Below are 25,685 nucleotides of genomic sequence, written 5' to 3' on the forward strand. Positions count from 1 at the left end.
AGAAAACATCATGGGCTCAATAAGTATCTGGCACTGGTTGATTGTCGCGCTGATCGTGTCGCTGGTCTTCGGCACCAAAAAATTGCGCACGGTGGGCGGCGATCTCGGCTCGGCGATTCGCGGCTTCAAGGACGCAGTGAATACGGAAACGGCCGGCGGGAACCCCGAGCCGGCCGTCACGCCTCAACCGAAGGCTGCAACGCAGGAAATCAGTGGCTGACCGTGCGCACTCCACTAGCGTGCGTCTTGCCCTCTTCGAGCAAGAACGTTTTGAAGGCTTGAGCGGCAGGCACCAGTTGCTTGTCCGCCCGATGCACGACATGCCATTTCTGAATCACCGGAAAGCCCGTGACATCGAGTACCGCGAGCATCCCGGCCTGCAATTCCAGCGTGACCGTATGTGCGGACAGAAAACTGATGCCCATGCCGGACATCACCGCTTGCTTGATGGCCTCGGTATTGCGGATTTCCAGCGGATCGTCCAAAGCCAGCCGGCCGTCGAAGCACTGCTGCATGGCATTCCATGTGTCCGAACCCTTCTCCCGCACGATGAACCGTTCGCTTCCGAGTTCGGCAACGTCAATACTCGTCCTGCCGACCAGTGGATGCAGCGGCGAGGCGACGAGAACAAACGCGTGCGGCGCGAACGCTGTACTGGTAAATCTCGGCTCCACCGGCGCGCCCACCATGATGGCGAGATCAAGCCGGTTTTCTTCCAGACGAACCAGCAGCTCGTCGTGATTTTCTACCGTCAGATCCAGGTCGACCGCAGCATTCCGGTTCGAAAACCCAGCCAGCAACCGCGGCAGGAAATAGCCCCCGGCATTGATGACACCGACACTCAGGCTGCCTCCCGCAAGGCTTTTCATCTTCGCCAAGGTTTCCTCGGCTTCGCGGAAGCAGTGGATGATGGCGCGACTATGGTGGAGCATCTCCTGCCCCGCGGGCGTGAGGTAGATCTTCTTCCCAAGCTGCTCGAACAGCGCAATGCCCGCGTGCTCTTCGAGATGCTTGATCTGCGTCGAGACCGCAGGTGGCGACAGGTTCAACTCGTTCGCCGCCCGGGAAAAACTCAGGCGACGCGCGACGGTTTCAAAGGTCTTGAGTTGACGCAAAGTGGCATTCTTCACAGTGATCTGCAAAAGGTTGAGGGTTTTACCGGACATCCGGCGAGGCGGACCAACGCCTGCCAACAGCGCAAACGAAGGCGCGCAAGTCGAATCGAGCGCACCGCCGCTGCTGGCCGCGCGTCCACGAGCCACGGTCGCGTTGAAGCGGTTTCAGAATAAACCGCACCCGGCGTCCGGCGATATGACTTGAACATTGCAAAATTTTCATCTTGCGTGCGACGGCTCCGTAGCGCCCCGCGGGTTACATCTGTAACGGAGCCGGCCGTTCGTGCAATAGACCCGCAACCGTCGGAGACCACACTCCTCATCTACTCCACCTGCCGGTCGCCCATGCGCGCCTGAGTCAAACACGCTCATGGCTGGCGACTCAAACTATGCGCATTCTTTTCGTGTCTCCACGACACCCTGAGGCCAGTTGGCTGTACAAGGCGCTGCACGAAAGCACTCACAGCCTGTGCCGTTCGCACGATCTGGCCCACGGTGTGTGGCAAGCCACGCGAGAGCCGTTCGACGCGGCGATCCTGATGGCGCACGACCCGGACCTGTACCCTGAGCTCACCGCCACGCTGCCGCAGTTCTCCGCGATTGCGGGGGGCGCCATCCTGATCGCGATTCTGGCGACCGCTACGGCTCAGGAGCGCACCGCAGCGCTACGTGCGGGCGCCGACGCCTGCTTTGCCCGGCCGCTTTCGTTTATTGAAATGCATGAACGCCTGCAGGCGCTGCGTCGAGCCACGCTGGCACGCCGCGTTACCGGACAACCGGCCGCCGCGCAGCTCCAGCTTGATTCGCTGACACGGGAACTGGTGAGCGGGGAGCAGCGTTTGTCCCTGACCAAGACCGAGTATCTGCTTGTCGAGTGCCTGATGCGCGATCCGAACGTGCCCGTCGCCCATGAGCAACTCATTCGCTATGCGTGGCCAGGGCGAGACGTCATCAATTGCACAAGCGTGACTCCGCTGATCTGGCGGCTGAGATCGAAACTGAAGACGCACCTGCCGACGGTTCACATCAATACGGTAAATTGCTATGGCTACCAGCTGAGTCTTTTGCCGCCCTGAACGCCGGGTCGTTTGCCCGCGTTTTCTCAACAGGCTACGGAGTTGGGCAGCTTAAACAACATTTCATTCTAATGCTAAGCATACCGTACTGATTGTCCAGTAACCTCGATGACTGGAGCCACGCGCTGAACGTCTGGCGCTCCGATCATCTCATCTGGACTCAATCATGAAACTGTTATCGAAAACCGCGGTGGTTACCCTCTTCGCCCTTGGCAGTGCTTCCGCTTTTGCCGCCAAAGGCCTCACGCCACAACAGTGCAACGACTATCCCTTCACGCCATTGAAGGCCGAGGTCACGCATGCGCAACTGATGCAGGAGCTGGCTGAACTGGAAGCGGTAGGCTACGACCCGTCCGAAAACGACGAAGACTATCCATCCGATCTCGAACTCGCTGAAAAGAAACTGCAAGCCGAGTACCACGCCGACTGCGTGCCCGCCGGCGCGCAGAATTCGCTCGGAGCGGGCGCGGACACGACACAAGGCACGCCGGCCAGCTAAGGCTGAGGCCGCGCCAGGATTCGATGCAACGCGAGCGCCAGTTCTCCCGAGCGCAACGGCTTGCGCAGCAACGCGGCAGCCCCGGCGTTGCGCGCGTCCCTTTCGAGAGCCGGATTGCCATAGCCGCTACAGAGGATCACCGGCAACGAGCCGCGAATCGCGCGGATATGGCTTGCGAGTTCCAGGCCCGTCAGCTCCGGCATCGTCTGGTCGGTGATGACGGCGTCGAAGCGGTCGGGATCGTCTCTGAAGGCCCGCAACGCTGCGGCGCTCGATCGAAAGCCCACCGGCTCGTAACCGAGTTCGGCCAGCACCTCTTCGGCGAGCGTCACCAGCGCATCTTCGTCGTCGACGACCAGCACAACCTGACCGTCCCCGCGAGGCAATGCTTCGGAGACGGCTTCGTCGGCCGGCAGCGGCGCTTCAGTGACCGGAAGGTAGATATCGAAGCGAGTACCCTGCCCGACCCTGCTGCGGACGTCGATGCCACCGCCATACTCTCGCACGATCCCGTCGACGAGCGACAGACCGAGGCCGGTCCCCTCGCCCGTGCTCCGGGTCGTAAAGAACGGGTTGAAGATGCGCTCCAGCACCTCGGGGGCAATCCCGGTTCCCGTATCCGCGACGCTCAGCCTGACGAAGTCGCCTGGTCCGATCCGGCCTTCCGATAACGTCGTCGCGGCCGGAACATGCTCGTTTTCGAGCGCCACAGTCAGCGTGCCACCCGAGGGCATCGCCAGAACCGCGTTGCTGCAGAGATTCATGACGACCTGGTGCAGGTGTGTCGCATCGCCGGCCACATAGGTGTCGTTCGCATCGAGCTTGACGTCGAGTTCAATGCTGGCCGGCAACCGCCCCTTCAGCAACTCGACGGTCTCCGACACGACCGGCGACACGCGCACCGGCACACGCGCCCCCATACCGCTGCGGCTGAAAGTCAGGATGCGCTCGACCAGCGTGCGTGCCCGGTTACCGGCATGGAGAACCTGCTCCACATAGCGACGCTCATCGCTCGTTGCAGCTAGTGAATGGAAGGCACGTTCGCCATAGCCTAGAATGGCCCCGAGAATATTGTTGAAGTCGTGGGCGATCCCGCCGGCGAAGGTACCAAGCGCTTCGAGCTTCTGCGATTGCCTCAGTTGTCCTTCAAGCTGACGGCGTGCCTCTTCGGCCTCGCGACGCGACGTGATGTCTTCCACCGTCGCAACCAGCATCTCCCCGGCGTGCCGCGCGTAATTCGACGCGTGTTGATGATGCGCCGAGACTCTCGCCATGCTCATGTCCGCCCAGACGACATGGCCGTCGCGGTGCGTGTAGCGCATCTGGAAACGGATCGTGTCGGGTGTGCCGGAGAGCAGTCTGAGCACATGTTCGCGCGTCGCAGGCACGTCTTCGCGATACGTAACGTCGAAGGCGCCAAGCTGTTCAAGCTCGTGCGACGAGTAGCCGATCATCCGCTGAAAAGCCGGATTGGTCGCCGCGTAGTCGCCATCCGTCGTGAGGACGGCGATACCGAGCGGCGCATTCTCGAACACCGCCCGCCAGCGCCGCTCGCTCGAACGAAGCCGCTCGTTGACTTCGCCGAGCCGGCGCATCTGCCTGATCAGTGCAAACGCAAGCAAGGCGACGAACGCGGAGATCGAACCGGTCCGTACGAGCGCGTTGATCGAACTGGTGCGCCAGTCTGCGAGCGCAACCGATTCGTCGCGCGAAACCATCACTAACAGCGGGAAGCCGGGCACCTGGCGTAGCGCCGAGCGCACCCGCGCGACCTTGTTGCCCTGCGGTGCGGCCGCAAACTCGACGATCGGCGTGCCGCCCTCGCGCAGAAGACGAATGGCCGCGCCGGGCCCCAGGTCAATGCGCCTGAAGAAATCGCGGAAGTAGTCTTCTTCGACCAGTGCCCGCGCCACCCCTGCAAATCTTCCTTCGGAGTCCTGCAGGCGAATCGCCACCGCGAAGGTCGGCTTGCCGTCCGTGAGGCTCTGCAACGGTTCGCTCACCACCACCGCCTCCCCTGTGGCCCGCTTCAAATCCTGGAAGTACTGGCGATTGCCGATACTCGGACTCGAGCTGCCCGCAGGGGTCGACGTGGCGATGCGGGCGCCGTTCTCGTCGGCAATGGTCACCTCGCGAATCTGCGGCAGTCCGTCTATCTGATGCCGCAGGAAGGCCTCTTTCTCGGCGGGCGTCGCCAGCCGGTTGCGCGGATCGCGCTCCCAGACCGACGTACGCCGCAGAATCAGTTCCACCCCCTGCAACGAGCGCGCCGTCTGTTCGGCGATGGCACTGGCCAGGCTGGACATTTCCCGGTCGTTGTCCGCAAGCGTCAGGCGACGGGCGCGCCAGCTATCCCAGCCCGATGCCACGCAAACCAGCAACACAATCACGCTAGCGCCGATGGCAATGACCCAGGGCAGATAGGGTGCGCCTGCAGCGCCTTGTTCGTTACGCATCGACCAGGGTTCTCGCGATAGAGTGCGCCGTCGCCGCGCGGCATCGAATTGCACCGGGCGAGGCTACACGGGTCGTCAGCACCAGCTTATAGCGCGACGGAACTCAATTTTTCCACGGCCGCAGCAAAGGTGTAGCCCGCGCCTCGCTCGGTTTTGATAAATTGCGGCGTCGACGGATTTTCCTCGATCTTTCGACGCAGGCGCAGGATCTGCACATCAATGGAGCGGTCGAACACGTCGTCGTATAAACGGCTCGCCTCCAGTAACTGCTCGCGTGACAGAATGCGCCCCGGTGCGGCCAGAAAAGCGCTCAACAGCGAGAACTCGCCGTTCGTGAGATCGATCCGTACGCCGGCGGGCGAGATCAGCTTTCGCGTGCCGATATTCAACTCCCAACCGGCAAAGCGATAGGCGCGGACGTCGAGCTGACGTCCGGTCAACACCTGGGTCGCGGCCGAGCGGCGCAACACGGTGCGGATGCGCGCCAGCAACTCGCGCGGGCTGAAGGGCTTGGTGACGTAGTCGTCGGCGCCCAGTTCGAGCGCCATGACGCGGTCGGCCTCGTCGAGCCTGCCTGATACCACGATGATGGGAAGCGACGACTGGTCGCGTATGCGCCGGGCAATCTGCATGCCGTCCTCGCCGGGCATCCGCAGGTCGAGGATGATCAGATCGATCGCATGCTCCGTCAGCGCCGCGGTCATCTCCTTGCCGTTCGACGCAGCCGTGACTCGCAGATCGTTGTCGCGAAGATACTCTTCGATGAGGGTCCGGATGGCGGGGTCGTCATCCACCACGAGAACATGCGGAGGATTGTCGTTGCTCATGCCTGGTGCTCCTGTGGCGTCCGGAACACGCGGTCTGACGCCACCTGCCTGAGGGGATAGGGTTCATGCGCGCGGCTGATTTCCGGCGTGCGCGAAGCATCGCCAGAAGCGCCGTCGCAAGGTTTGGGGGCTTTGCGTGTGTGCGCAACCAATGGGATCGATTATAGCGTCCACGCCTTGAGCGGACGCTGCAAGAGACTGTTTCAGCCAGGCAGTGGACTATGCGGCGGCGACAGCCATAAAAAAGCCGGTCTTGCGCGTTCCCTGTTGACAGGGTGCGCAAGACCGGCTCGGTTTGAGGCTTAAGCCGTGAGGTTCAAGCCTCGCGTTCAAGGCGAAGCCTGCGCCCCGGCATGACCGGGGCGTCAGACGAAGCGCTTAGAACTTGTGCGTCATACCGACAATGGCTGCCAACTGGTGGTTGTTCGACGAGTAGGACGAGGTGCTGAAGTCGGCCACTGCCTTCTTGCCCGTCGAATCGACACCCGAAGCGGTTTCGAAGAAACCGATGGCGTAGAGCGACGTACGCTTGGACAGCTGATAGATCGTGCCCAGGTTGAACTGGTTGTAGCTCGCGCTGCCGACGTCATCCGCGCCGCTGTTATGCGTGTAGATGTAAGCGCCGGCCAGCGTCAGTGCCGGCGTCAGTGCGTACTTGACGTTCAGTTCGCCTGAATTGAACGTAGCGGTGCCGCCGTTGTACTTGGTGCCGTAGCTGCCCACAGCGTTGACCGTGCCGAGATTCTGGAACTGCGTGTTCGAGTACAGCACGGCGAGCGTTGCCGCACCCAGCGCGTACGAACCGCCGGCCGTGATGATCTGTTGCGAACCGGCCGAAGCGTAGCCGCCGTAAATACGGCTTGCCATGTTGTTGGTGCCGCCCGTAGCCGACGTCGGCGACGACGAATTGCCCTGGTCGCCGAACGTTGCGTAGTACGGATCCTTGGTGAACATGTAGCTCGCGCCGAGCTTGACCGGGCCGTTCACGTACGACACGGCTGCGTCGGTGACTTCGTTCCTCGAGAAGTCGCCGGCCTGGCCGCCGAGGCTGTACAGCACGCCGACCGTCAGACCACGGTAGCTCGGGCTCGTGTACTTGATCGCGTTCTGAACGCGGTTCGACGTATCGACGTTGTCGACGTCGCCGGCACGCGTGCCGTAACCGAGACCGGAGGCGGCCCAGTCCGCGCCCGATGCAAAGTTGGACGTCGCATCATTGCTGGCCGAATATTGACGACCGAGAGTCACCGTACCGTACGTGGCGCTCTGCAGGCCGACATACGCGCGACGACCGAACTCCAGGCCGCCCTGACTCAACGCGCCCGTGCCGAGCGTAAAGCCGTTTTCCAGGTCGAAAATGGCTTTCAGGCCACCGCCGAGATCTTCGCTGCCCAGCAGGCCCCAACGCGACGACGTGGCGCTCGACAGGCCATAGAGCTTTTCGCCCTTGACGTTGTTGTTGAACAGGAAGCCGCCGTCGGCAATGCCGTACAGCGTGACGCTTTGAGCGTGAGCAGCACCCGCAAAGGCGCCCAGCACCAGGATGGCCGCCGTAGTCTTTTGGATTTTCATCTTTACCTGATTGAATATTTGATTTATTTAATACTACTTAATATATATGTGAAATCAGCCTCGTTATTTATCCATTCAATGACGGACAGATAAAACTCAAACCTTGAAATCACATACCCCAAACCTTCAGTAGCGCAACATCGGTTGAGACGGCGGGCGCCGTGGATGATGAAATGACCAGATTCCCCAAACCGCTATTCGCCCGCTCAATCGACGGGTCACAGTGTATCGACCCACCAATACTTTTCTAAATTACCCGTTGGAATATGCAAATTGCAAACTCCTGACGCGCACCAAATCAGGGCGCATAAGCACAGAAATCGGGCAAAAAGCACGAAAAGCCATGCAAACGCGTCACGGTCGTTAGCTTAAATGGTATTTATGACCGGATTGCGTCGAAAACTATGTGGATAATTTGCAACAATTCCCGGAAGACGGCGTGGCCGCTCCGGGAATGGGCGTTCGGTTAACGCGGGGATGGATGCAGCGGACGCGCGTACCGTCAGACCGGCACGTCGCCTTCGATGGTGGTGCGGTACAGCTTGCGGCGCAGGTGGTCGGGCGTGCCGGCGGCGAGGTGCATCAGCGAACGGTTGTCCCAGAACACCATGTCGTGTTCTGCCCACACATGCCGGTACAGATGCTCAGGGCGCACGCTGTGCGCGAAAATTTCCTCGAGCAACTGCTTGCTCTCGTCTTCGGGCAGCCCGATCACGCGGGTCGTGAAATGCTCGCTGACGAAAAGTGCCTTACGGCCCGTTTCCGGATGCGTGCGCACGATGGGCTGCACAACCGGCTTCACCTGGGCAATCTGCTCGGCGGACAGATTCGGCCGCCAGGGGCTGCGTTTTTGCAGTTCGGCGTACTTCGCGAGATACGTGTGCTCCGCGAAGCGCCCTTCTACGGCCTCGCGCAAATGGGCCGGCAACGTGTCCCACGCGAGGTGCATGTTGGCGAACAGCGTATCGCCGCCTTCGGCCGGCAACTCCTGCGCATGCAGCAGCGAGCCGAGGCTCGGCTTCTCCTTGTACGAGAGGTCCGAATGCCAGAAGTGACCGGCGTCGCCCAGACCGATCGGCTTGCCGTTCTCGACGATGTTCGATACGACCAGCACTTCCGGATATCCCGGCAACTGGAACTGGTGCAGCACGTGGATCTGCAGCGGCCCGAAGCGGCGGCTAAAGGCGATCTGTTGATCGGGCGTGATGCGCTGGTCGCGAAACACCAGTACGTGGTGATCGAGGTGAGCGCGGTGAATGCGCGCGAAGTCCTCGGCGGCGAGCGGTTGATTCAGGTCGAGACCCAGCACTTCGGCGCCCACCGGGCCGTCGAAAGCACGAATTTCAACGCGTTGCGGGGCAGCCGGGCCGGCATGCGCGGCCGGGGTGGAAACAGCGGAGTCGGAAGTAATGGTCACTCAAAGCTCTTCGTCTGGTCGGAGCGAAAACGCCGATGATGGCGCGACACGGCCAATCTACCGGCCCGCACGCGCGAGGGCAACGAAGCAAATTCGATACACTTATCCGCTGCAATGATAAACCCGATGCTGGACCGGATGCGGCGCAAGCCGTGCCGCTGCAGACCGCCGAACACTTTCAGGTATATTACAGACCGCGCCTGAAACGCCCATATGTGCGCGGTTTTACGCCCCAATCGGGCCGCGCGGGCGCCCGGAGTGCGCGCCAGACTTGCCTTGTCGGCAGGCACAGCCGATACTTGCTAGTTGCGCGAAATCCCTTCACCCCTCGATTTAACGGCTTTTCTCATGAGCACAATCCTTGAAAGTCTTCCGTCCGGCCAGAAAGTTGGCATCGCCTTCTCCGGCGGACTCGACACGAGTGCCGCTCTGCACTGGATGCGGATCAAAGGCGCCGTCCCGTACGCCTACACGGCTAACCTCGGCCAGCCCGACGAAGACGACTACGATTCGATTCCGCGTCGTGCGATCCAGTACGGCGCAGAAGGCGCGCGACTCATAGACTGCCGGGCTCAACTGGTCGCCGAGGGCATCGCCGCCCTGCAAGCGGGCGCGTTCCACATCTCCACCGCCGGCGTCACCTACTTCAATACGACGCCGATCGGCCGCGCCGTCACCGGCACGATGCTGGTCGCCGCCATGAAGGAAGACGGCGTCAACATCTGGGGCGACGGCAGCACGTACAAGGGCAATGACATCGAGCGTTTCTATCGCTACGGCCTGCTCGTCAATCCGGATCTGAAGATCTACAAGCCGTGGCTCGACCAGGCGTTCATCGACGAGCTGGGCGGCCGCGCGGAAATGTCGGAGTTCATGCGCCAGTCGGGCTTCGAGTACAAGATGTCGGCGGAGAAAGCGTATTCCACCGACTCGAACCTGCTCGGCGCCACGCACGAAGCGAAAGATCTCGAGAGCCTCGAAAGCGGCATCAAGATCGTGAACCCCATCATGGGCGTCGCATTCTGGCGCGACGACGTGCAGATCGCGAAGGAAGAAGTCACGATCCGCTTCGAGGAAGGCCAGCCGGTCGCGTTGAATGGCGTCCAGTTCACGGATGCCGTGGAACTGCTGCTGGAAGCGAACCGCATTGGCGGCCGTCATGGTCTCGGCATGAGCGACCAGATCGAGAACCGCATCATCGAGGCGAAGAGCCGCGGGATCTACGAAGCGCCTGGACTCGCGCTGCTGTACATCGCGTACGAGCGCCTCGTGACGGGCATCCACAACGAAGACACCATCGAGCAGTACCGCGAAAACGGCAAGCGCCTCGGCCGCCTGCTGTATCAGGGCCGCTGGTTCGATCCGCAGGCCATCATGCTGCGTGAAACGGCACAGCGCTGGGTGGCGCGCGCCATCACCGGCGAAGTCACTATCGAACTGCGCCGCGGCAACGACTACTCGATCCTGAGCACGAAGTCGCCGAACCTCACGTACCAGCCGGAGCGGCTTTCAATGGAAAAGGTCGAGTCGACCTTCTCGCCGCGCGACCGGATCGGCCAGTTGACGATGCGCAATCTTGACATCACCGATACGCGCGCCAAACTGCTGATCTATTCGGAAGTCGGTTTGCTCGCGCCAGGCGAAGCGCTGGCGCTGCCGCAGTTGAAGGACGATAGCAAGTAAGCAAGCCGCAGTCCCTCGCGACCGGATGAAGGCGGTTCTTCATCCGGTCGGTGGCCGAGCGCCACGTCCATCACCGCCGTCCTCCCCTCCTGCTTCACCTCCGCTTGAATCCCGCATCTGCGTCGCTCACGCGGCACGCTCCGCACATCTGCTGCAATCCATATCACGATTGATCGTTTTGGCGGCGCAATGCCCGTTGCTACCATGGTCAGTTGGCTCGTGACATGCACAGACACTGATGACGAACGCTCGCAACACCTCGCAAGACCGGCCCACCTCACGCGCTCGCCGCCGCTTGCTGGGCGGCTTCGCCGCGGGCAGTCTGGTGGCGTCCCAGCGTGCCGGCGCTGCCAACGCCCTGCTCAAGCCGCTCGAGATCGCGCCGTGGAGCCGCGCGCCAGGCGCGCCGATACTCGAGCATCCCTACGGACTGCCGTCGCCGCATGAGGCCGATGTGGTGCGGCGCAGCGCCCGCGCGTGGCCACTGCCGGGTACGGCCTCGTCGATGACGCCGCTCGCCGATCTGTTCGGCACAATCACGCCGAACGGCCTCGTCTACGAACGTCATCACGGCGGGGTGCCGGACATCGATCCCGATCAGCACCGTCTGGTGCTTCACGGTCTGGTCCGGCAGCCGAAGCTGTTCACCATGGACGACCTGCTGCGTCTGCCCTCCGAATCGCGCATTCACTTCATCGAATGCTCCGGGAATACTGGTGGCGAATGGAATGGGCCGAGCGGGCAACCGGTTCAGTTGACGCACGGCTTGCTGTCGTGTTGCGAATGGACCGGCGTGCGGCTGTCCACGCTGCTCGAAGAGGTCGGCGGCTTGTCGGCCTCCTCCGACGGACGAACCGACGGATGGATGCTCGCGGAAGGCGCCGATGCCGCGGCCATGACGCGCAGCCTGCCGCTCGAGCGCATCCTCGAGCGGGCGCTGGTGGTCTACGCGCAAAACGGCGAACGTCTGCGCCCGGAGAACGGCTATCCGCTGCGCCTGATCGTGCCGGGCTTCGAAGGCAACACTCACGTCAAATGGCTACGCCGTCTGAAGTTCGTCGACGCGCCCTTGCAGACTCGTGAGGAGACCTCAAAATACACCAGCCTGCTGGCGAACGGCACGGCCAGACAGTTTGCATTCGAGATGGACGCCAAGTCGGTGATCACGCAACCTTCGCCCGGCCATCGTCTGACCACCCAGGGCTATTACCCGATCAGCGGCTTCGCGTGGTCCGGCCGAGGCTCGATTCGCAAGGTCGAGGTATCGAGCGACGGCGGGGCAAGCTGGCAACTGGCGCGTCTGGATGGACCGGTGCGCGATCGCGCGTTGACGCGTTTTCAGGCGGACTGGCACTGGCAAGGCGCGCCCGCGGCGATCCTGTCGCGCGCCACGGATTCGACCGGTTACGTGCAGCCGACACGCGAGGCGCTGGTCGCCGCACGTGGGCTGAATTCGCAGTATCACTACAACGCCATTCAGCAATGGCGCGTCGAAGCGAGCGGCGAGGTGCGCAATGCCTAGTTTATTCGGGCGCAGAGGTGCGGCGGGTGTCGCGGGCGTTGCCGTTGCCGCTGTTGCTGTCGTCACAGCCTTGCTTGCGCCGAATGCACAGGCGGCGTACGGCATCGGTACGCCCTTGTCCGAGCAGGACGTCGCCGCGTGGAATATCGACGTAGCGCCGGACGGCCGCGGCCTGCCCGCAGGTAGCGGCGACGTGCTCACCGGCGCGCATATCTTCGCGGCCCAGTGTGCCGCTTGCCATGGCGCGCAAGGACAAGGCCTGATCGGCGATGCGCTGGTCGGTGGACAAGGCACGCTCGCTACGGCGAAACCGAAGCGCACAATCGGCAGTTACTGGCCGTACGCGACGACGTTGTTCGACTACATCCACCGCGCCATGCCGTATAACGCACCCGAGTCGCTCTCGGCGGACGAGGTGTACGCCGTGTGCGCTTTCCTGCTGAATCAGAACGGTATCGTGCCGCCGGATACGCGCCTCGATGCGGTGTCGCTGCCGCGCGTGAAAATGCCCAATCGCGATGGCTTCGTGGTCGATCCACGGCCCGACAAGCTCTGATATCAGCGGTTGAAGATGACCTTCGCTGTCTCAACGTCGAGCGGCGACGAGGTGTGTTCGTGGACGACCTTCCACCCGCCCCCGCGCTGCCTGAGCGTCATGGTCAGCCGGTTATCCAGCGAGCGCAGCGCCACGCCGTCCGCCGTCAGCGCCTGGTATGTCACGAAGGCGTGAACGACGGCAAGGTCCTGCGCGACAATCGTTTGCGGATCGCTGAAATCCACAACCACGCGCTCGGTACCCAACGAGCCGAACCAGCGGGCCACCATGTCCCGCCATGACGCAATGCCGTTGTACGACCACGCCCCCCACATGTCGAAGACCCGCACGTCCTCGTCGTACAGCGCGATGAAAGCGTCGAGGTCTTTTGCGAGTACCGCCGCCTTGTAGTCGTCCAGGACCTGCAGGATCGGGTTGTCGGGTTGGTCCACTGTGTTTCTCCTGAAGCGGATGGCGATGGCGGCCGGAACCCCTCTAGAACGGCACATCCGAGGCGCCTGACCGGTTGTGTTTCAACACTATGACGATTGACGAGTCGCAGGATCGACATCCGATACGGGGAAATTCGCAGGTATCCACGCGGATGGCGCCCTTGAATGCCCTTGAATAAAGGCCGGCAACTGTACGTTGTCGTACCGCATTCTTGCGCGCGTGCGCGTAGCGTGCAAAGAAGACTATGCGGCCGCACGCGCGTTCGCCCCAAAAGCAAGTGTGGTTTTCGTCCGATAAGACAGGTGGCGCCATGGCAGACAGAATCATCTCGAGCAGTACGCATGACGCTCATATGACCGTCGAGAATCACATTGCCGACGGTTGGGTAGCAAGCGTGTGCATTGTTCCGAAAGGCGCGGCAAAGAGCAACGAACTCATCAAGCTCGATACGCTATTCGAACGCGAAGAGGTTGCATGGAAAACAGTCGAGACGTTTGCACGTGCCGAGCTCAGCAATCTGACATAGCAGACGCCCGTGTAGCCTGCCGCCAGGAGCGTGCCCTTCATGAATACGCTTACCGACGATCCGGTCAAGCAACCGCCCCGGCCAAAACTGCTGCAAGTGATGGGCCCCGGCCTCATCACCGGCGCATCGGACGACGATCCCAGCGGGATCGCCACGTATTCGCAGGTCGGCGCGCAATTTGGCTATGGCCTCGCCTGGACACTCCTGTTCAGCTATCCGTTGATGGCCGCGATCCAGGAGATCAGCGCCCGCATTGGGCGCGTCACCGGCAGTGGTATTGCGGGCAATCTGCGTGAGCACTATCCGCGCTGGTTGTCGACCAGCATAGTCGGGTTACTGCTGCTCGCGAACATCATCAATCTGGGGGCGGACCTGGGCGCCATGGGTGCGGCGCTCAAGCTGCTGATCTCAGGTCCCGCCCTACTCTATGTGTGCGGTTTCGGGTTGCTCTCAGTGGTCCTGGAGGTGTTCATCCGCTATGCACGCTATGTGTCGGTTCTGAAATGGCTGTGCCTGTCGCTGTTCAGCTACGTGATCTGCGCATTCGTCGTGCAAGTGCCGTGGGCTCAGGTCGGCTGGGCCGTGCTGTTACCGACGCTGTCCATCAAGGCGGATTACCTCGTCGCCATCGTCGCTGTCATGGGCACGACAATCAGCCCTTACCTGTTCTTCTGGCAGGCCGAGCAGGAAGTCGAGGACGAAATGGAACGGCCAGGTGCGCATCCGTTGACCCACGCACCGTGGGAAGCGCCCGCGGAGTTCACACGGATCCGCATCGATACTTACCTCGGCATGGCGCTCTCGAATGTGATCGCGTTCTTCATCGTCGTGACGACCGCAACCACGCTGCACGCGCACGGGCTGACCGATATTCAGACTTCGGCTCAGGCCGCGGAAGCGCTGCGCGGCATCGCGGGCCCGTTCACGTTCCTTGTGTTCGCGGCCGGCATCATAGGCACCGGCTTGTTGACCGTGCCCGTGCTAGCCGGATCGGGGGCGTACGCGGTGGGCGAGCTGTTCGCATGGCGGGTGGGCCTCGCACGTCTGCCGTCGCAGGCGAAGCCGTTCTACGCCGTGATCGCCGCGGCAACGCTGATCGGCGTGGGCCTGAACTTCACGTCGATCGATCCGGTCAAGGCGTTGTATTGGAGCGCGGTTCTCAACGGTGTCGTCGCGGTCCCGGTGATGATCGTCATGATGCATCTCTCGATGCGCACCCGCATCATGACCGGTTTCACGCTGCCGCCGACACTGCGCGTCCTCGGCTGGGTTGCCACCGGTGTGATGGCGGCAACGGTCGTAGCGATGGCTGTCAGCTGGTTCACGTAAAACGGCCGTTCTCATGACGGATGGCGAATGGCGAATGGCCGATCACCGACGCCACCCATGTGCCTACTTCACCGGTATCGCTGCGGGCCGCACAACCGGCGCATCCTGCGCCGTCGCCCAGTCGCCGCGGCGGACGTGGTGGATGATCAGCGGAATGCCTGCGAACACCACAATGCCGAAGACAACCAGTCCCGTGTAAAGCAAAGGTGAGCCGACCGGCAACTGGTCCGGCGGGAAGAACGACACGACGAAGCTGAACAGCACGCCGACAAAGCCGATTCCGGCAGTCAGCCACATGCCGGCCAGACCGCCCGGCACCGTGAAGGGGCGCGGCAAAGCCGCTGCGGAGTAGCGCAAGCGGATCGCCGCCGCATACATGAACATGTAGGCGATCAGGTAAAGCGCGATCGTCATGGCGGAGATCAGAAAGAACGCCACCGATACATCCTGGATCACAAAGTAGAAGCACGAAATGACGGTCACGATCAAACCTTGCACCAGCAGGATATGCGTGGGCATACCCTTGCGATTCTTCGCCTGAAGCAGCGGCGGCAACTCACCCTCATGCGCGGTTTCGAGCAGGCCGCGCGACGGACTGCCGAGCCAGGCCAGCACGCCACTGATTGCCCCGACGCCAACCAGCAGCGACAGCGCCGACACCGCCCAGCCCATATGCCAGATATCCACCAGCACCGCACCGAACGCGTCGAATACGCCGGATTGCAGCGAAATCTTTTCGTAGGGCAAGATCGCAGCGATCGGCAGTGCGCCGAGTGCGAAGATCAGCACCGAAATCAGCGCGCCCAGTCCGATGGCCGCCGGAAACCCCCGGCTCGGGCTGCGCATGTCGATCACATGAACCGCTTGCACTTCGACACCGGCAAACAGCAGCACGATCCCGGCCAGAAACGAGATCGTGCCGAAACCATGAATCGCCGGCCAGAAGCGGGCATGGCCATCCTGGGACAGCGCGGCATCGTTCAGGTGTTGCCAGCCGAGCGGATGGCCGCTGCTGATCCAGTAGCCAAGCAGCACGAGCAGCACCATGCCCGGCACGATGGTGCCGATCACGAAGGTCCAGTTGGCGATCTTCGCGAAGACTTCGACGCCTTGCAGCACGACCCACGTCGCAAGCCAGTACGCGACGATGCAGAAGATCCCCACATAGACGCCGTTCTTCGCCAGTTCCGGACGGCCGATCGTGTAGGCGAGCGCCGCCGCGCCGAAGGTCAAGGCAACCGGAAACCAGACGACGTTCTGAATCCACTGCAACCAGATCGCGAGAAAACCCCAGCGTGTGCCGAACGCTTCCGCGACCCACGTGTAGATACCGCCGCGCCGGTCGGCAAAAGCCCCGCCCAGTTCAGCCGAAATCAGCGATGCGGGGATCAGATAGAAAACGACGGTAAACGCGAGATAGACGAACATCGTCATCTCTTCCTTCGCGAGCAATGGAAGGCCGCGCAGGCTTGTGACGACGGCGGCGGCGGTCATCAGACCGATTGAGGTGACGCTCAGATATTTGCCGCGCGTTGCGACATTCGCGGTGTTGGCGGGCGGTAAGCCCGCCGCGGTAGTAACACGGTCATTCATTTCGTGCGCTCCTGTAGAGAGGCGTCATCAATCGTGGTGGAAGGTCGGGCCGGCGGTCGAATGCGGCACCGGATTCTTCGTCAGATGTGCGATGGCATGCCTGATGTCCTCGAGCAGCATCGCCGCCATGTCGCGCGTCACACCGCGCCGGATCAACACGCGCTGCACGATGGTGTCCTCGCGGCCCGCCGGCAGTTCGTACGAGGCAATCTGCCAACCGCGCATGCGCACCCGGTCGGACAGGTCGAATAACGTGAAGCCCGCTGCCTGCGGATGCCTCAGCTTGTAGCAAACAGCGGGCAATGCGCCACGCCCGTCGTAGATCATCTCCAGCGCATCGATCTTTGCCAGACCGTCGGCCAGCGCCTGCGCGGTATCTGCGCACTCCTGCTGGATGTGTCGATAGCCTTCACGGCCCAAACGCAGCAGCATGTAGTACTGCGCAATGATCTGGCCGGCCGGTCGCGAGAAATTCAGCGCAAAGGTCGGCATGTCGCCGCCCAGATAATCGACGCGGAAAATCAGTTTGTCCGGCAAGTCCTGCGTGCTGCGCCACACTACCCAACCCACGCCAAGCGGTGCGAGCCCGTATTTGTGGCCCGACGCATTGATCGATTTGACGCGCGGCACGCTGAAGTCCCATTCGAGTTCCGGCTGGATAAACGGTGCGACGAAGCCGCCGCTGGCCGCATCGACGTGAATCGGAATATCGAGTCCAACATCGGCCTGCAAGGCGTCCAGCGCACCCGCCAGCGCCTTCACCGGTTCGTAGACGCAGGTGAACGTGATGCCGAGTGTCGCCACGACGCCGATCGTGTTCTCGTCGCAATACCGCGCCAGATCTTCCGGTCGCAATCCGGTGGCGTCGCCGCTGAGCGGCACCTGACGCATCTCGACATCGAAGTAGCGCGCGAACTTCGCCCAGCACACCTGCACCGGACCGCAGACGAAGTTCGGCTTATCGGTCGGCTTGCCTTGCGCCTCCCTGCGCTTTTTCCACTGCCACTTGAGGGCAAGACCGCCGAGCATGCAGGCCTCGCTCGAGCCTGTCGTCGAGCATCCAGTGGTCTTCCATGACTTCGGGGCATGCCATAGATCCGCGAGCATGTGCACGCAACGCATTTCGATCTCCGCGGTTTGCGGATACTCGTCCTTGTCGATCATGTTCTTGTCGATCGACAGATCCATCAGGCTGCGCACTTCGTCGTCGGCATAGGTGGTGCAGAACGTCGCAACGTTCTGCCGCGAGTTGCCGTCCATCAGCAGTTCGTCGCGCACCAGATCGAATACGGCGCGGCGATCCGACGAGGCCTCCGGAATCCGGTACTTCGGCAGCGAAGAACCCGATATGGTCGCGGCGTATTCGTCGGCAACGGCATCGGGCGTCGATGGCGGGGACTTGAGAAAGGTCATGGTGCGAGACTCCTGGAGTGAAATGGGTGCGGCGACGAGTGCCGTGCCTGGCGCGGCGGCGATTCAAGCGGCAAGTGCGGTGAATGCGGCAGGTGCGGCGAGTGCGGCGGTTTCGCGAGCGAACACCGGAGCGAGTGAAATGGCGGCGTTGAACAGACGGGAGAACTTCTGTGACCACGGTGCACGAAGGGCCGGACGAAGTCGGTACGGTGGCGTACCGCACTGCGACATTTCAGACAATCTGTTGATTGCATTACACCGCCATTGAGCGCATGGTGGTGTCATTCACTGCGCTGTTTTCCGATCGGCTGTCACGCCGTCGATATCCGGGCTGAGCTCAGCGGAACCCACCGCTCAACAAGGAGCCCATCATCATGATCATCCCCACCATGACCTACCACGGACACGAGTTGCGTGCCTACGCTCACCAGCAATTCCCGCCGTTCGACGATCCCTATGCCCCGGGTGCGCGGCGTTTTGCTTCAGTGGTGCGCATCGACACGATCCCCTCGAACGAAGCCGACGCACGGCGCTACGCAACGGTCTTCGACGCGGTGAGCCCTGCCAGTTTCGACGATGCGATCAACCTTGCGATGCAGTTCGGCAAGGACATTGTCGACGGCAAGGTGCAGGCTACGGCGCTGTGATCCCATCCCATCTCTTCGCGGGACAGGGCGCACCGTCCCCATGAATATTTCAAGGCAGATATGTATAAACGCATTCTGGTAGCGATCGACGGCAGCGAGACGTCTGAACATGCCTTCGACACCGCGCTGCAACTCGCACACGATAACGACGCGCAGTTGCAGCCCCTTTACGTCGTCGACAACCCGTTGATGGCATACGACGCGTCCGGCTACGACCCGACCATCCTGCGCGACGCCTTCGTTGAGGAAGGCCAGCGGCTGCTGGCGGATGCGCTCGCGCGGATGAAGCACGAGAACGTGGCAGGCGTACCGCGGCTGGTCGACGTAGCGCCGGTAGGCGAAGATATTTCGGAGCGGATCCGCATCTCGGCCAACGAGTTCAATGCGGATCTGCTGGTACTCGGCACACACGGGCGACGCGGCTTCAAGCGCCTGTTTCTGGGCAGCGTGGCCGAGCGCGTGGTACGCAGCGCCAGCCTGCCGGTGTTGCTGGTGCCGAGCCGGCAAGCGCAAACCACACTCGCGGATGCGGCCATACCGGGTCACACCGAACTCGCCGCAGCGACCCAGGAGTTGCCGCGCTAACGGCGGCCCGTGAGCACTTAGCCACTCCGCTGCACCGCCACTGCGCCGGTGCAGCGAAAGCCTATGCCGGTTGCCCGGACCGGCCCCCCCTTCCCCCACACCCCTCAAGTTCTCGCGTTTTCCGCCGTAGACCGTAAAGGTGCTGCCAAAACCGTGACTCGGCTCGGGGTCATACCGAAGGGTCACCGTGAGTATTCCAATTCGTGCCACTCCGTTCCATTCTTCACGGAAACCATGATTTCCTCACTTCGAACCCGCATCCTGATCATTTCCTCTGCGACCGTCATCGGCGCGCTCGCGCTCTCGGGAGCGGCTGCTTATACCACCGTGCGCGCCAACACGATGGAGACCATCGCCCAGAACCTGAGCGCCATCGCCAGCGCCAATACGCTCGCTATCGACAAGTGGGTGGCGGCCAAGGCGCTGGCCGTCAAGGTGACTGCCGACGAGGTCGAGCACGGCGATCCGCAGGGCCTCGTCAAGCATATGAGCAACGCGGACGGCTTTCCGGTCACCACCGTCGGCTGGACCGACAAGACCTATTTCTCGACCAGCAGCACCACGCCCAAGGACTACGATCCCACCGCGCGGCCCTGGTACAAGGCGGCCATCGCGGCCGGCACGCTGCTGGTCACGAAGCCGTATGGCGACGTGGCGACGGGTGTGCCCTACGTCTCTTTCTCGGCGCCGATGATCCGCAACGGCGCGGCCACCGGTGCGCTGAGCGGCGCCGTGCCGCTCGACGGCGTGCGCGACGTGGTCGCCACCGTGCATCCGACGCCCTCGAGCCTCGCCTTCGTCGTGACGCGCGACGGCCAGGTGATCGCGCATCCGGATGCCAAGCTGATCCTCAAGCCGGCAACCGACATCTCCACCGCCCTCACGCCGGACGCGCTGGCCTCGCTCGCGCAAGCCGGCGCACCGATGGAGGTCAATCTGGGCGGGGTGGCGAAGCTGCTCAAGGCGCAGCCCGTGCTGGGCACCGACTGGTACATGGTGATCGCACTCGACAAGGCGGAGGCAACGGCGGGTCTCGCCAACGTCCTGCGCGCGCTCGGGGCGGCGATGGTCCTGCTGACGCTGGCCGCGGTGGGCATCGCCGCGTTCTTCACGTCGCATTCGTTCCGCAGCCTCTCGCGGGTGCGCGATGCAATGGACACGATCGGCTCGGGTAGCGGCGATCTCACGCATCGCCTGCCGGTGGTCGGCGGCGACGAGGTGGCGCAGATTTCGGCCTCCTTCAACGCCTTTGTCGACAAGATCGGCACCGTGCTGCTGGAAGTCCGCGCGGGCGTCGAAAACATGACGACCGCGACCAGCGAAATCGAAATGGGCAACCGCGATCTGTCGCAGCGCACGGAAACCTCCGCCAGCAATCTGCAGAACACCTCGGCCGCGCTCACGCAGTTGACCGCCAGCGTCAAGCAATCGGCCGAAGCCGCGATGGAAGCCACGCGGCTCGCGACCACGGCGAGCCAGGCGGCGGCGCGCGGCGGCGAAGTCGTGACGAGCGCGGTCGGCACGATGGACGAGATCGCCCGGTCCTCGGCGCGCATTACCGAAATCATCGGCGTGATCGACAGCATCGCGTTCCAGACCAACATCCTGGCGCTGAACGCGGCCGTCGAAGCGGCGCGTGCCGGCGAGAACGGTCGTGGATTCGCCGTGGTGGCCGGTGAAGTGCGCACGCTGGCGCAGCGCTGCGCGACCGCGGCGCGCGAGATCAAGGATCTGATCCAAGCCTCGGAAGCCAGCGTCGGCACCGGCGCGCAGCGCGTCCAGGCAGCCGGCGCGGCGATGCAGGAAATCGTCGCCGGGATCGATCGCGTGAATCGCGTCATCGGCGAAATCGACGGTGCGATGAGCGAGCAGAGCGCGGGCATCAGCCAGATCGACCGCAGCGTCGCCGAGATGGATCAGGCGACGCAGCAAAACGCCGCCCTCGTGGAGCAATCGACGGCGGCCTCCGCGACGCTGAACGAGCAGGCGCATGGGCTGTCGCGCATCGTGGGGCTGTTCAAGCTGCGTCACGGAGATGCCCTCGCGTAACGTGCGATGGCTGCGAGTTTGAGGGGCCGCGCGAAGCACACGAGCGCGGACTCAAGATTTCACTGCGCAACGTTCATCGAACCGGCGATTGCACACTCACGGTGTGATCTGAACCTACCGGACAGGCATTCTTCGTCAAGCCTCAAACGTGCACACTTTGGTTGCCGCCGATCTTTCGGCAATCATTGATGAGGATAGCAATGCCGCACCCCCTTCTACCCCGAGACGAATCCTACGCACGAGGCCTTGCGCTGTTCGAACGCTTGCATGGCGAACACAGCGGCAAGCAGTTGGCCCAGTCGCGCGAGCAACTGTGTCCCGACTTTCTGACGATGACCATGCAATGGGCGTTCGCCGGCGTACTCGACCGCCCAGGGCTCGACCTCGCGACGCGAGAGCTGGTCGTCATCGGGTCTTGCGTCACGCTCGGTTATGCGCTTCCGCAGTTGCGTGCCCACATTGAGGCCGCGCTTGTCGCGGGGGCATCGCGTGAGCAGATTCTCGAAACCATCCTGCAGACGATGTTTTACGCCGGGGGCGCGGCCGTGAACAATGCGTTGGGCGTTGCCGCAGAGGTCTTCGGCGTGGCGGAAGAAAGCGCTTAGGCCGCTTGACCCAGGTTCGCTGCGGCGAAGTGGTCAAGCGCAAATTCGACGAATACGCGCAGTTTCGCGGGTGCGTCAGGATCGCGTGCGTAGAGCAAATAAAAATCTCTACCACGCGTTGCATATCCGGCGAGCAATCGATTCAACCGCCCCGTCATCATGTCCGTCTTCACAAGACCGAAGGGTTGCAGTATCACACCGAGACGCTCTTCAAGCGCATTGAGATGCTTGCCCACCATGCTTGGCGATAAATTCAATCGCTCAGCCGCAGCCACCAGACTACCTGCAGTCACAATCTCGACGAATACGGTCATGCTTTCCAGACGGTCGTTAGCTATCCCAACTTGACGAGATTGAGCACCGGCAACGGGCCGCCTGGGATCTGGACCAACTGCCCCCCGCCGACGAGCGAACCCAGGTCGATGCCGAAGAAGCCGAGCCGCCCGATCAGTTCGCTCACCGCCGATTTCGCAGGCGCGTCGTCGCCCGCGAAGAACAACACGCGATGCCCGCCGTCGGCCTGGGGATCTTCGGAGATGAGATGCGCGGGTAGATGATTGAACGCCTTCACGACGCGTGCGCCCGGCACGAGGTCCGCGAATACTTCGCTCGAGGTCCGGCCATGAAGCTCGGCGGGTTCGAAGCGCGGCGCTTCGATCGGGTTGTTGGCGTCGATCACGATGCGTCCGCCGAAGTCCGGCAGGCCGTCCAGGGCGGACGGCAGCCGCGACCAGTTCACTGCGACGAGGACGATGTCCTGCGCGGCCGCCTGGTCGCGCGTTCCCGGGGTGATCGAGGGGCCGAGTTCGCGCGCGAGGTCCGCGAGCGAATCCGGGCCCCGGCTGTTCGAGATGATGGCTTGAAGGCCTTTGCGGGCCAGCGCTTTCGCGAATGCGGACCCAATGGCGCCTGCTCCGATGATTCCGATGGTGCTCATGACGATGCTCCTGGTGAAGGGTGATGACTCTGGTGATAAAGGCTGGTGACGTTCACGCCCCAAGGCGGGATGAGCGAATCTTGCCGCCTTAATTGCTCGATGATTAGCGGGTAATTGCTTGAATTATTTTCAAGCATTGCTTTAATATCCCAGCATGGAAACCTTGGCCAACCTCGAGTCGTTCGTGCGTAGCGCCGAAACGGGCAGCTTCTCCGCGGCCGCGCGGCGTCTTGCGCTGACGCCCGCAGCGGTCAGCCGGAACGTTGCGCTGCTGGAACGCAATCTCGGCGTGCGGCTGTTCCAGCGCTCGACGCGCAAGCTCACGCTGACCGAGGCGGGGACGCGTTTTCTGGTGGAAATTGGCGGCAATCTGGACGCGCTGCAGGCCGCGATCGCGTCCGTCTCAACCGATCGCAGCGAGCCGGCCGGCGTGCTGAAAGTCAGCATGCCGCCGACCTTCGGCATCACGTACGTCATGCCGCTGCTGCCGGCGTTCCTCGCGCGCTATCCGATGGTTCGTCCGGATTGGTACTTCGAGAACCGGCAGGTGGACCTGATCGCAGAGGGATACGATGCGGCGCTGGGTGGTGGATTCGATCTCGCCCCGGGCGTCGTGTCGCGCGCGTTGACGCCGGCGCATCTCGTGGCCGTGGCGTCCCCGGCCTACATGGCCGGCCGCGCGCCACCGGCCGATCCTGGAGCGCTTGCGCAACTCGACGGCATCGCGATGCGCTCGAGCCGCACCGGCCGCATAAGCCAGCGGACGATGCGCGACACAGCGGGCGAGGAGATGCCCGCGCGGCTCAACGAAACCATCATGGTCAACGACCCGGGAGCGATGCGTGAAGCGGCCATTCTCGGACTGGGCGTCGCGCTGCTGTCCGTGTCGGACGTGCTGCCGTCGATCGAACGCGGGGAACTCGTACGGTTGCTACCGCGCTGGTACGCGGACGCCGGGGCGATCTCGATCTACTACGCGACGCGCGCGTTGCTGCCGGCGAAGACACGCGTGTTTGTGGACTTCGTTGTCGAAGCGTTCGAGCGGGAGCGGCTGGCCGAGAGGTTTGCAGGAAGTGTCGAATGAGTGGAAGGTCAACAGGTTGATGCGGTTCGACCCGCACCAACATGGCGACCGCAGCGCCGTGCGCATCAGACGTTGCCCGAACGCCGGTCTCACGGTTCGCGCAAGTCGGCCACTACAGCATCGAAGACGCGCCGCATGAAATTGCCAGGCTGATCGTGCCATCCCTAACGGCTCACTGACGCCGGATAGCGGACGTTGCGGGCGCTCATCCATTGCGCTCTTGGCGTCCTTGTAGCAACCAGCGGCGCGCGCCATCACCGCCGGAGGAGGCAAAAATTTCCGGACCGACAACGTCGGGACTGCTATGGTTGTTCGGCATATAGTCTTTCGCCTGGGTTATACCCGGAAACGTTATCCTGGGCCCTTCAGGACGTGCTAAAAAGAGTCGATATCCCGGATGCGCGATTGAAAGTCCCGTCTGGCGATTGGAGAATCCCACGCGGACCGTCGCACGGAATCCCGAGGTGAAAGTATGGAAAAAAAAGTGCTCGTCGCGGTAGCCGCCGCGCTGGTGTCTTCTGTGGGTGCGCTGCATCCCGAGTCCGCCCTTGCCGCTGATGCGGCAACCTCGGCCTACGAAGACTCGAATATCGACGCCTCTCTCGATCCCGGCGAAGAACGCGTCTCCGCCAACACCGACAATCAGACGCACCTGAAAGACCTGCGCTACGCGTATTTCATCGGCTATAACGCGCGCGCCAGGGAAGATTCGAAATCCTATGCAACCTTGGGTGACGAGGTAAAGCATCCGCAGAAGCAGCTTGCCGCGCCGGCCGTGCCCGCGTCGCCGAAGCCGGTTGCCGAGCGGATTGCGCCGTCAAGGCGGGTCGTAGCGCAGGCCGCGCCGCTGAGGCAGGTAGCCGCGCCGGTCGCACCGGCGAAGCCGTTGCCCGCGCCGCTCGCGTCGCCGAAGCGGGTGGCTGCTGCGCGAGCCATGCCACCCAGGCAGGTCGTTGCCCAGGCCGCGCCTGTGCCGCTGAAGCGCATTCCCGCGCAAATCGCGCCCGCGCCGCAAAAGCATGTTTACGCGCAGATCGAGTCTGTGCCGCCGCGACGGATCGCTGCGCCGATCGCGTCATTGAAGCAGGTGTCAGTGCATGTCACGCCACCTAAGCGGGCTGAAGTGCAACCTGCAGCTCTGAAGCAGGCCTCGACGCGGGCTACGCCGCTGAAGCTGCCGGGCACCGAGTCCGAGCCGCCCATACTGATTCCGACGCAAGCCGTGACGGCATTGCCGGACGAAAAATCGGACCATGACGACGACACGCAGGTGACGCAGAGCCGCGATTCGCAGAACGCTCAGCGGGCGGTGCCGGCCTACAACCAGGCGTCAACAGAGTCCCAGGCGTCAGGAGGATACGCCGGACGGGAATACGCACCGCCGCCCCCACCGCCTCGAGCCGTTCAGGCTAACCAGTACGCGCCTGCGCAGTATCCGCCCCCTCAGTACCAGGCGGCTTACGCGCAGTCCGCCTACGTACCTCGGCCGCCCGCTCAAGCGGCGGCACAGCAGGTCGTCATCGTGAACCGCCCGCCTGCCTACCCGGCCTATAACCAGAACCAGATGTACACGCCGCCTGAACTGCGGCGGCCGTACCCCGCCGGTTACGGCAATTCGGCGCAACCGGCCGGGTATCAGGGATGGGAATAGGCGCCCTCACTCGCATGCGCCGCCGGGCGCACTGACTCACGTATACAACGGGCCGCTACAAGCGGCCCGTTTCCATGATGGAAGCAGCATGCGTGCATTAAACAGTACCTT

Annotated in this window: 24 protein-coding genes; 14 read left to right on the forward strand and 10 right to left on the reverse strand. The window is 62.8% G+C overall.

Annotated features, from left to right (window positions below):
- The first annotated feature begins 10 nt into the window (after positions 1-10).
- Positions 11-220 carry a Sec-independent protein translocase subunit TatA gene (gene tatA / locus BUS12_RS39330; RefSeq protein ID WP_074295972.1) on the forward strand — a complete coding sequence of 70 codons (210 nt, stop codon included), beginning with the start codon at positions 11-13 and terminating at the stop codon, positions 218-220.
- Here the strand turns inward: tatA and BUS12_RS12440 are convergent.
- The gene (locus BUS12_RS12440) at positions 210-1,136 is read right to left on the reverse strand and encodes a LysR substrate-binding domain-containing protein (RefSeq protein ID WP_074297431.1); all 927 of its coding nucleotides are present in this window, start codon (positions 1,134-1,136) and stop codon (positions 210-212) included. The genes tatA and BUS12_RS12440 overlap by 11 nt on opposite strands.
- A 368-nt stretch (positions 1,137-1,504) precedes the next feature.
- Between BUS12_RS12440 and BUS12_RS12445 the strand changes: the two genes are divergently transcribed.
- Positions 1,505-2,191, forward strand: coding sequence for a response regulator transcription factor (locus BUS12_RS12445; RefSeq protein WP_074295973.1), 687 nt, complete (start codon positions 1,505-1,507; stop codon positions 2,189-2,191).
- 166 nt (positions 2,192-2,357) lie between these two features.
- Positions 2,358-2,690 (forward strand): DUF4148 domain-containing protein, encoded by a 333-nt coding sequence (locus tag BUS12_RS12450; protein WP_074295974.1) that lies wholly within the window; start codon positions 2,358-2,360, stop codon positions 2,688-2,690.
- Here BUS12_RS12450 and BUS12_RS12455 read toward each other — a convergent pair.
- The 4 genes from BUS12_RS12455 to BUS12_RS12470 form a co-directional block, all read right to left on the reverse strand.
- Positions 2,687-5,146, reverse strand: a complete 2,460-nt coding sequence (locus tag BUS12_RS12455) for an ATP-binding protein (protein WP_074295975.1) — start codon at positions 5,144-5,146, stop codon at positions 2,687-2,689. The genes BUS12_RS12450 and BUS12_RS12455 overlap by 4 nt on opposite strands.
- A gap of 86 nt (positions 5,147-5,232) precedes the next feature.
- On the reverse strand, positions 5,233-5,973 hold the full coding sequence (locus BUS12_RS12460; protein WP_074295976.1) for a response regulator: 741 nt from the start codon (positions 5,971-5,973) through the stop codon (positions 5,233-5,235).
- 378 nt (positions 5,974-6,351) lie between these two features.
- Positions 6,352-7,545 carry a porin gene (locus tag BUS12_RS12465; protein WP_367117606.1) on the reverse strand — a complete coding sequence of 398 codons (1,194 nt, stop codon included), beginning with the start codon at positions 7,543-7,545 and terminating at the stop codon, positions 6,352-6,354.
- A 502-nt stretch (positions 7,546-8,047) separates the two neighbouring features.
- The gene (locus BUS12_RS12470; protein ID WP_074297435.1) at positions 8,048-8,887 is read right to left on the reverse strand and encodes a TauD/TfdA dioxygenase family protein; all 840 of its coding nucleotides are present in this window, start codon (positions 8,885-8,887) and stop codon (positions 8,048-8,050) included.
- Between the two features lie 423 nt (positions 8,888-9,310).
- On the opposite strand from BUS12_RS12470, the gene argG reads away from it, so the two are divergent.
- The 3 genes from argG (at position 9,311) to BUS12_RS12490 (ending at position 12,723) form a co-directional block, all read left to right on the forward strand.
- On the forward strand, positions 9,311-10,645 hold the full coding sequence (gene argG / locus BUS12_RS12480; protein ID WP_074295978.1) for an argininosuccinate synthase: 1,335 nt from the start codon (positions 9,311-9,313) through the stop codon (positions 10,643-10,645).
- A 238-nt stretch (positions 10,646-10,883) separates the two neighbouring features.
- Positions 10,884-12,167, forward strand: coding sequence for a sulfite dehydrogenase (gene soxC / locus BUS12_RS12485; RefSeq protein ID WP_074295979.1), 1,284 nt, complete (start codon positions 10,884-10,886; stop codon positions 12,165-12,167).
- Positions 12,160-12,723: a c-type cytochrome gene (locus BUS12_RS12490; protein ID WP_074295980.1), complete on the forward strand. Its 564-nt coding sequence runs from the start codon at positions 12,160-12,162 to the stop codon at positions 12,721-12,723. The genes soxC and BUS12_RS12490 overlap by 8 nt, the downstream gene beginning before the upstream one ends.
- Positions 12,724-12,725: 2 nt before the next feature.
- On the opposite strand, the gene BUS12_RS12495 is transcribed toward BUS12_RS12490, so the two are convergent.
- Positions 12,726-13,154 carry a YybH family protein gene (locus tag BUS12_RS12495; RefSeq protein WP_074295981.1) on the reverse strand — a complete coding sequence of 143 codons (429 nt, stop codon included), beginning with the start codon at positions 13,152-13,154 and terminating at the stop codon, positions 12,726-12,728.
- Positions 13,155-13,465: 311 nt separating this feature from the next.
- On the opposite strand from BUS12_RS12495, the gene BUS12_RS38150 reads away from it, so the two are divergent.
- Both BUS12_RS38150 and BUS12_RS12500 read left to right on the forward strand, forming a co-directional pair.
- Entirely contained in the window at positions 13,466-13,681 is a 216-nt protein-coding gene (locus tag BUS12_RS38150; protein WP_143788312.1) for a hypothetical protein, read from the forward strand.
- A 39-nt stretch (positions 13,682-13,720) separates the two neighbouring features.
- Complete coding sequence (locus BUS12_RS12500; RefSeq protein ID WP_074295982.1) at positions 13,721-15,010, forward strand: NRAMP family divalent metal transporter; 1,290 nt, start codon at positions 13,721-13,723, stop codon at positions 15,008-15,010.
- A 63-nt stretch (positions 15,011-15,073) separates the two neighbouring features.
- Here the strand turns inward: BUS12_RS12500 and BUS12_RS12505 are convergent, their stop codons facing one another.
- Positions 15,074-16,603, reverse strand: a complete 1,530-nt coding sequence (locus tag BUS12_RS12505; protein WP_074295983.1) for an amino acid permease — start codon at positions 16,601-16,603, stop codon at positions 15,074-15,076.
- 27 nt (positions 16,604-16,630) lie between these two features.
- Positions 16,631-18,016, reverse strand: coding sequence for a glutamate decarboxylase (locus BUS12_RS12510; RefSeq protein ID WP_074295984.1), 1,386 nt, complete (start codon positions 18,014-18,016; stop codon positions 16,631-16,633).
- Positions 18,017-18,390: 374 nt separating this feature from the next.
- Here BUS12_RS12510 and BUS12_RS12515 point away from each other — a divergent pair, with 374 nt between their 5' ends.
- From BUS12_RS12515 to BUS12_RS12530, 4 genes are all read left to right on the forward strand, one after another.
- A complete protein-coding gene (locus BUS12_RS12515; protein ID WP_074295985.1) occupies positions 18,391-18,663 on the forward strand; it encodes a hypothetical protein in 273 nt (90 codons plus the stop codon).
- Between the two features lie 60 nt (positions 18,664-18,723).
- The gene (locus BUS12_RS12520; RefSeq protein ID WP_074295986.1) at positions 18,724-19,248 is read left to right on the forward strand and encodes a universal stress protein; all 525 of its coding nucleotides are present in this window, start codon (positions 18,724-18,726) and stop codon (positions 19,246-19,248) included.
- Positions 19,249-19,482: 234 nt separating this feature from the next.
- The gene (locus tag BUS12_RS12525) at positions 19,483-21,297 is read left to right on the forward strand and encodes a methyl-accepting chemotaxis protein (RefSeq protein ID WP_074295987.1); all 1,815 of its coding nucleotides are present in this window, start codon (positions 19,483-19,485) and stop codon (positions 21,295-21,297) included.
- Positions 21,298-21,497: 200 nt separating this feature from the next.
- Positions 21,498-21,902 (forward strand): carboxymuconolactone decarboxylase family protein, encoded by a 405-nt coding sequence (locus tag BUS12_RS12530; RefSeq protein WP_074295988.1) that lies wholly within the window; start codon positions 21,498-21,500, stop codon positions 21,900-21,902.
- On the opposite strand, the gene BUS12_RS39915 is transcribed toward BUS12_RS12530, so the two are convergent.
- Complete coding sequence (locus tag BUS12_RS39915) at positions 21,899-22,216, reverse strand: LysR family transcriptional regulator (protein ID WP_074295989.1); 318 nt, start codon at positions 22,214-22,216, stop codon at positions 21,899-21,901. The two genes, BUS12_RS12530 and BUS12_RS39915, sit on opposite strands and share 4 nt — an antisense overlap.
- A 20-nt stretch (positions 22,217-22,236) precedes the next feature.
- Positions 22,237-22,839: an NADPH-dependent F420 reductase gene (locus BUS12_RS12540; RefSeq protein WP_074295990.1), complete on the reverse strand. Its 603-nt coding sequence runs from the start codon at positions 22,837-22,839 to the stop codon at positions 22,237-22,239.
- Between the two features lie 154 nt (positions 22,840-22,993).
- Here BUS12_RS12540 and BUS12_RS12545 point away from each other — a divergent pair, with 154 nt between their 5' ends.
- Positions 22,994-23,923 (forward strand): LysR family transcriptional regulator, encoded by a 930-nt coding sequence (locus BUS12_RS12545; protein ID WP_074295991.1) that lies wholly within the window; start codon positions 22,994-22,996, stop codon positions 23,921-23,923.
- Between the two features lie 472 nt (positions 23,924-24,395).
- A complete protein-coding gene (locus tag BUS12_RS12550) occupies positions 24,396-25,574 on the forward strand; it encodes a hypothetical protein (RefSeq protein ID WP_074295992.1) in 1,179 nt (392 codons plus the stop codon).
- Positions 25,575-25,685 lie beyond the last annotated feature (111 nt).

It is taken from the genome of Paraburkholderia phenazinium (genome assembly GCF_900142845.1).
GTDB lineage: Bacteria > Pseudomonadota > Gammaproteobacteria > Burkholderiales > Burkholderiaceae > Paraburkholderia > Paraburkholderia phenazinium_A.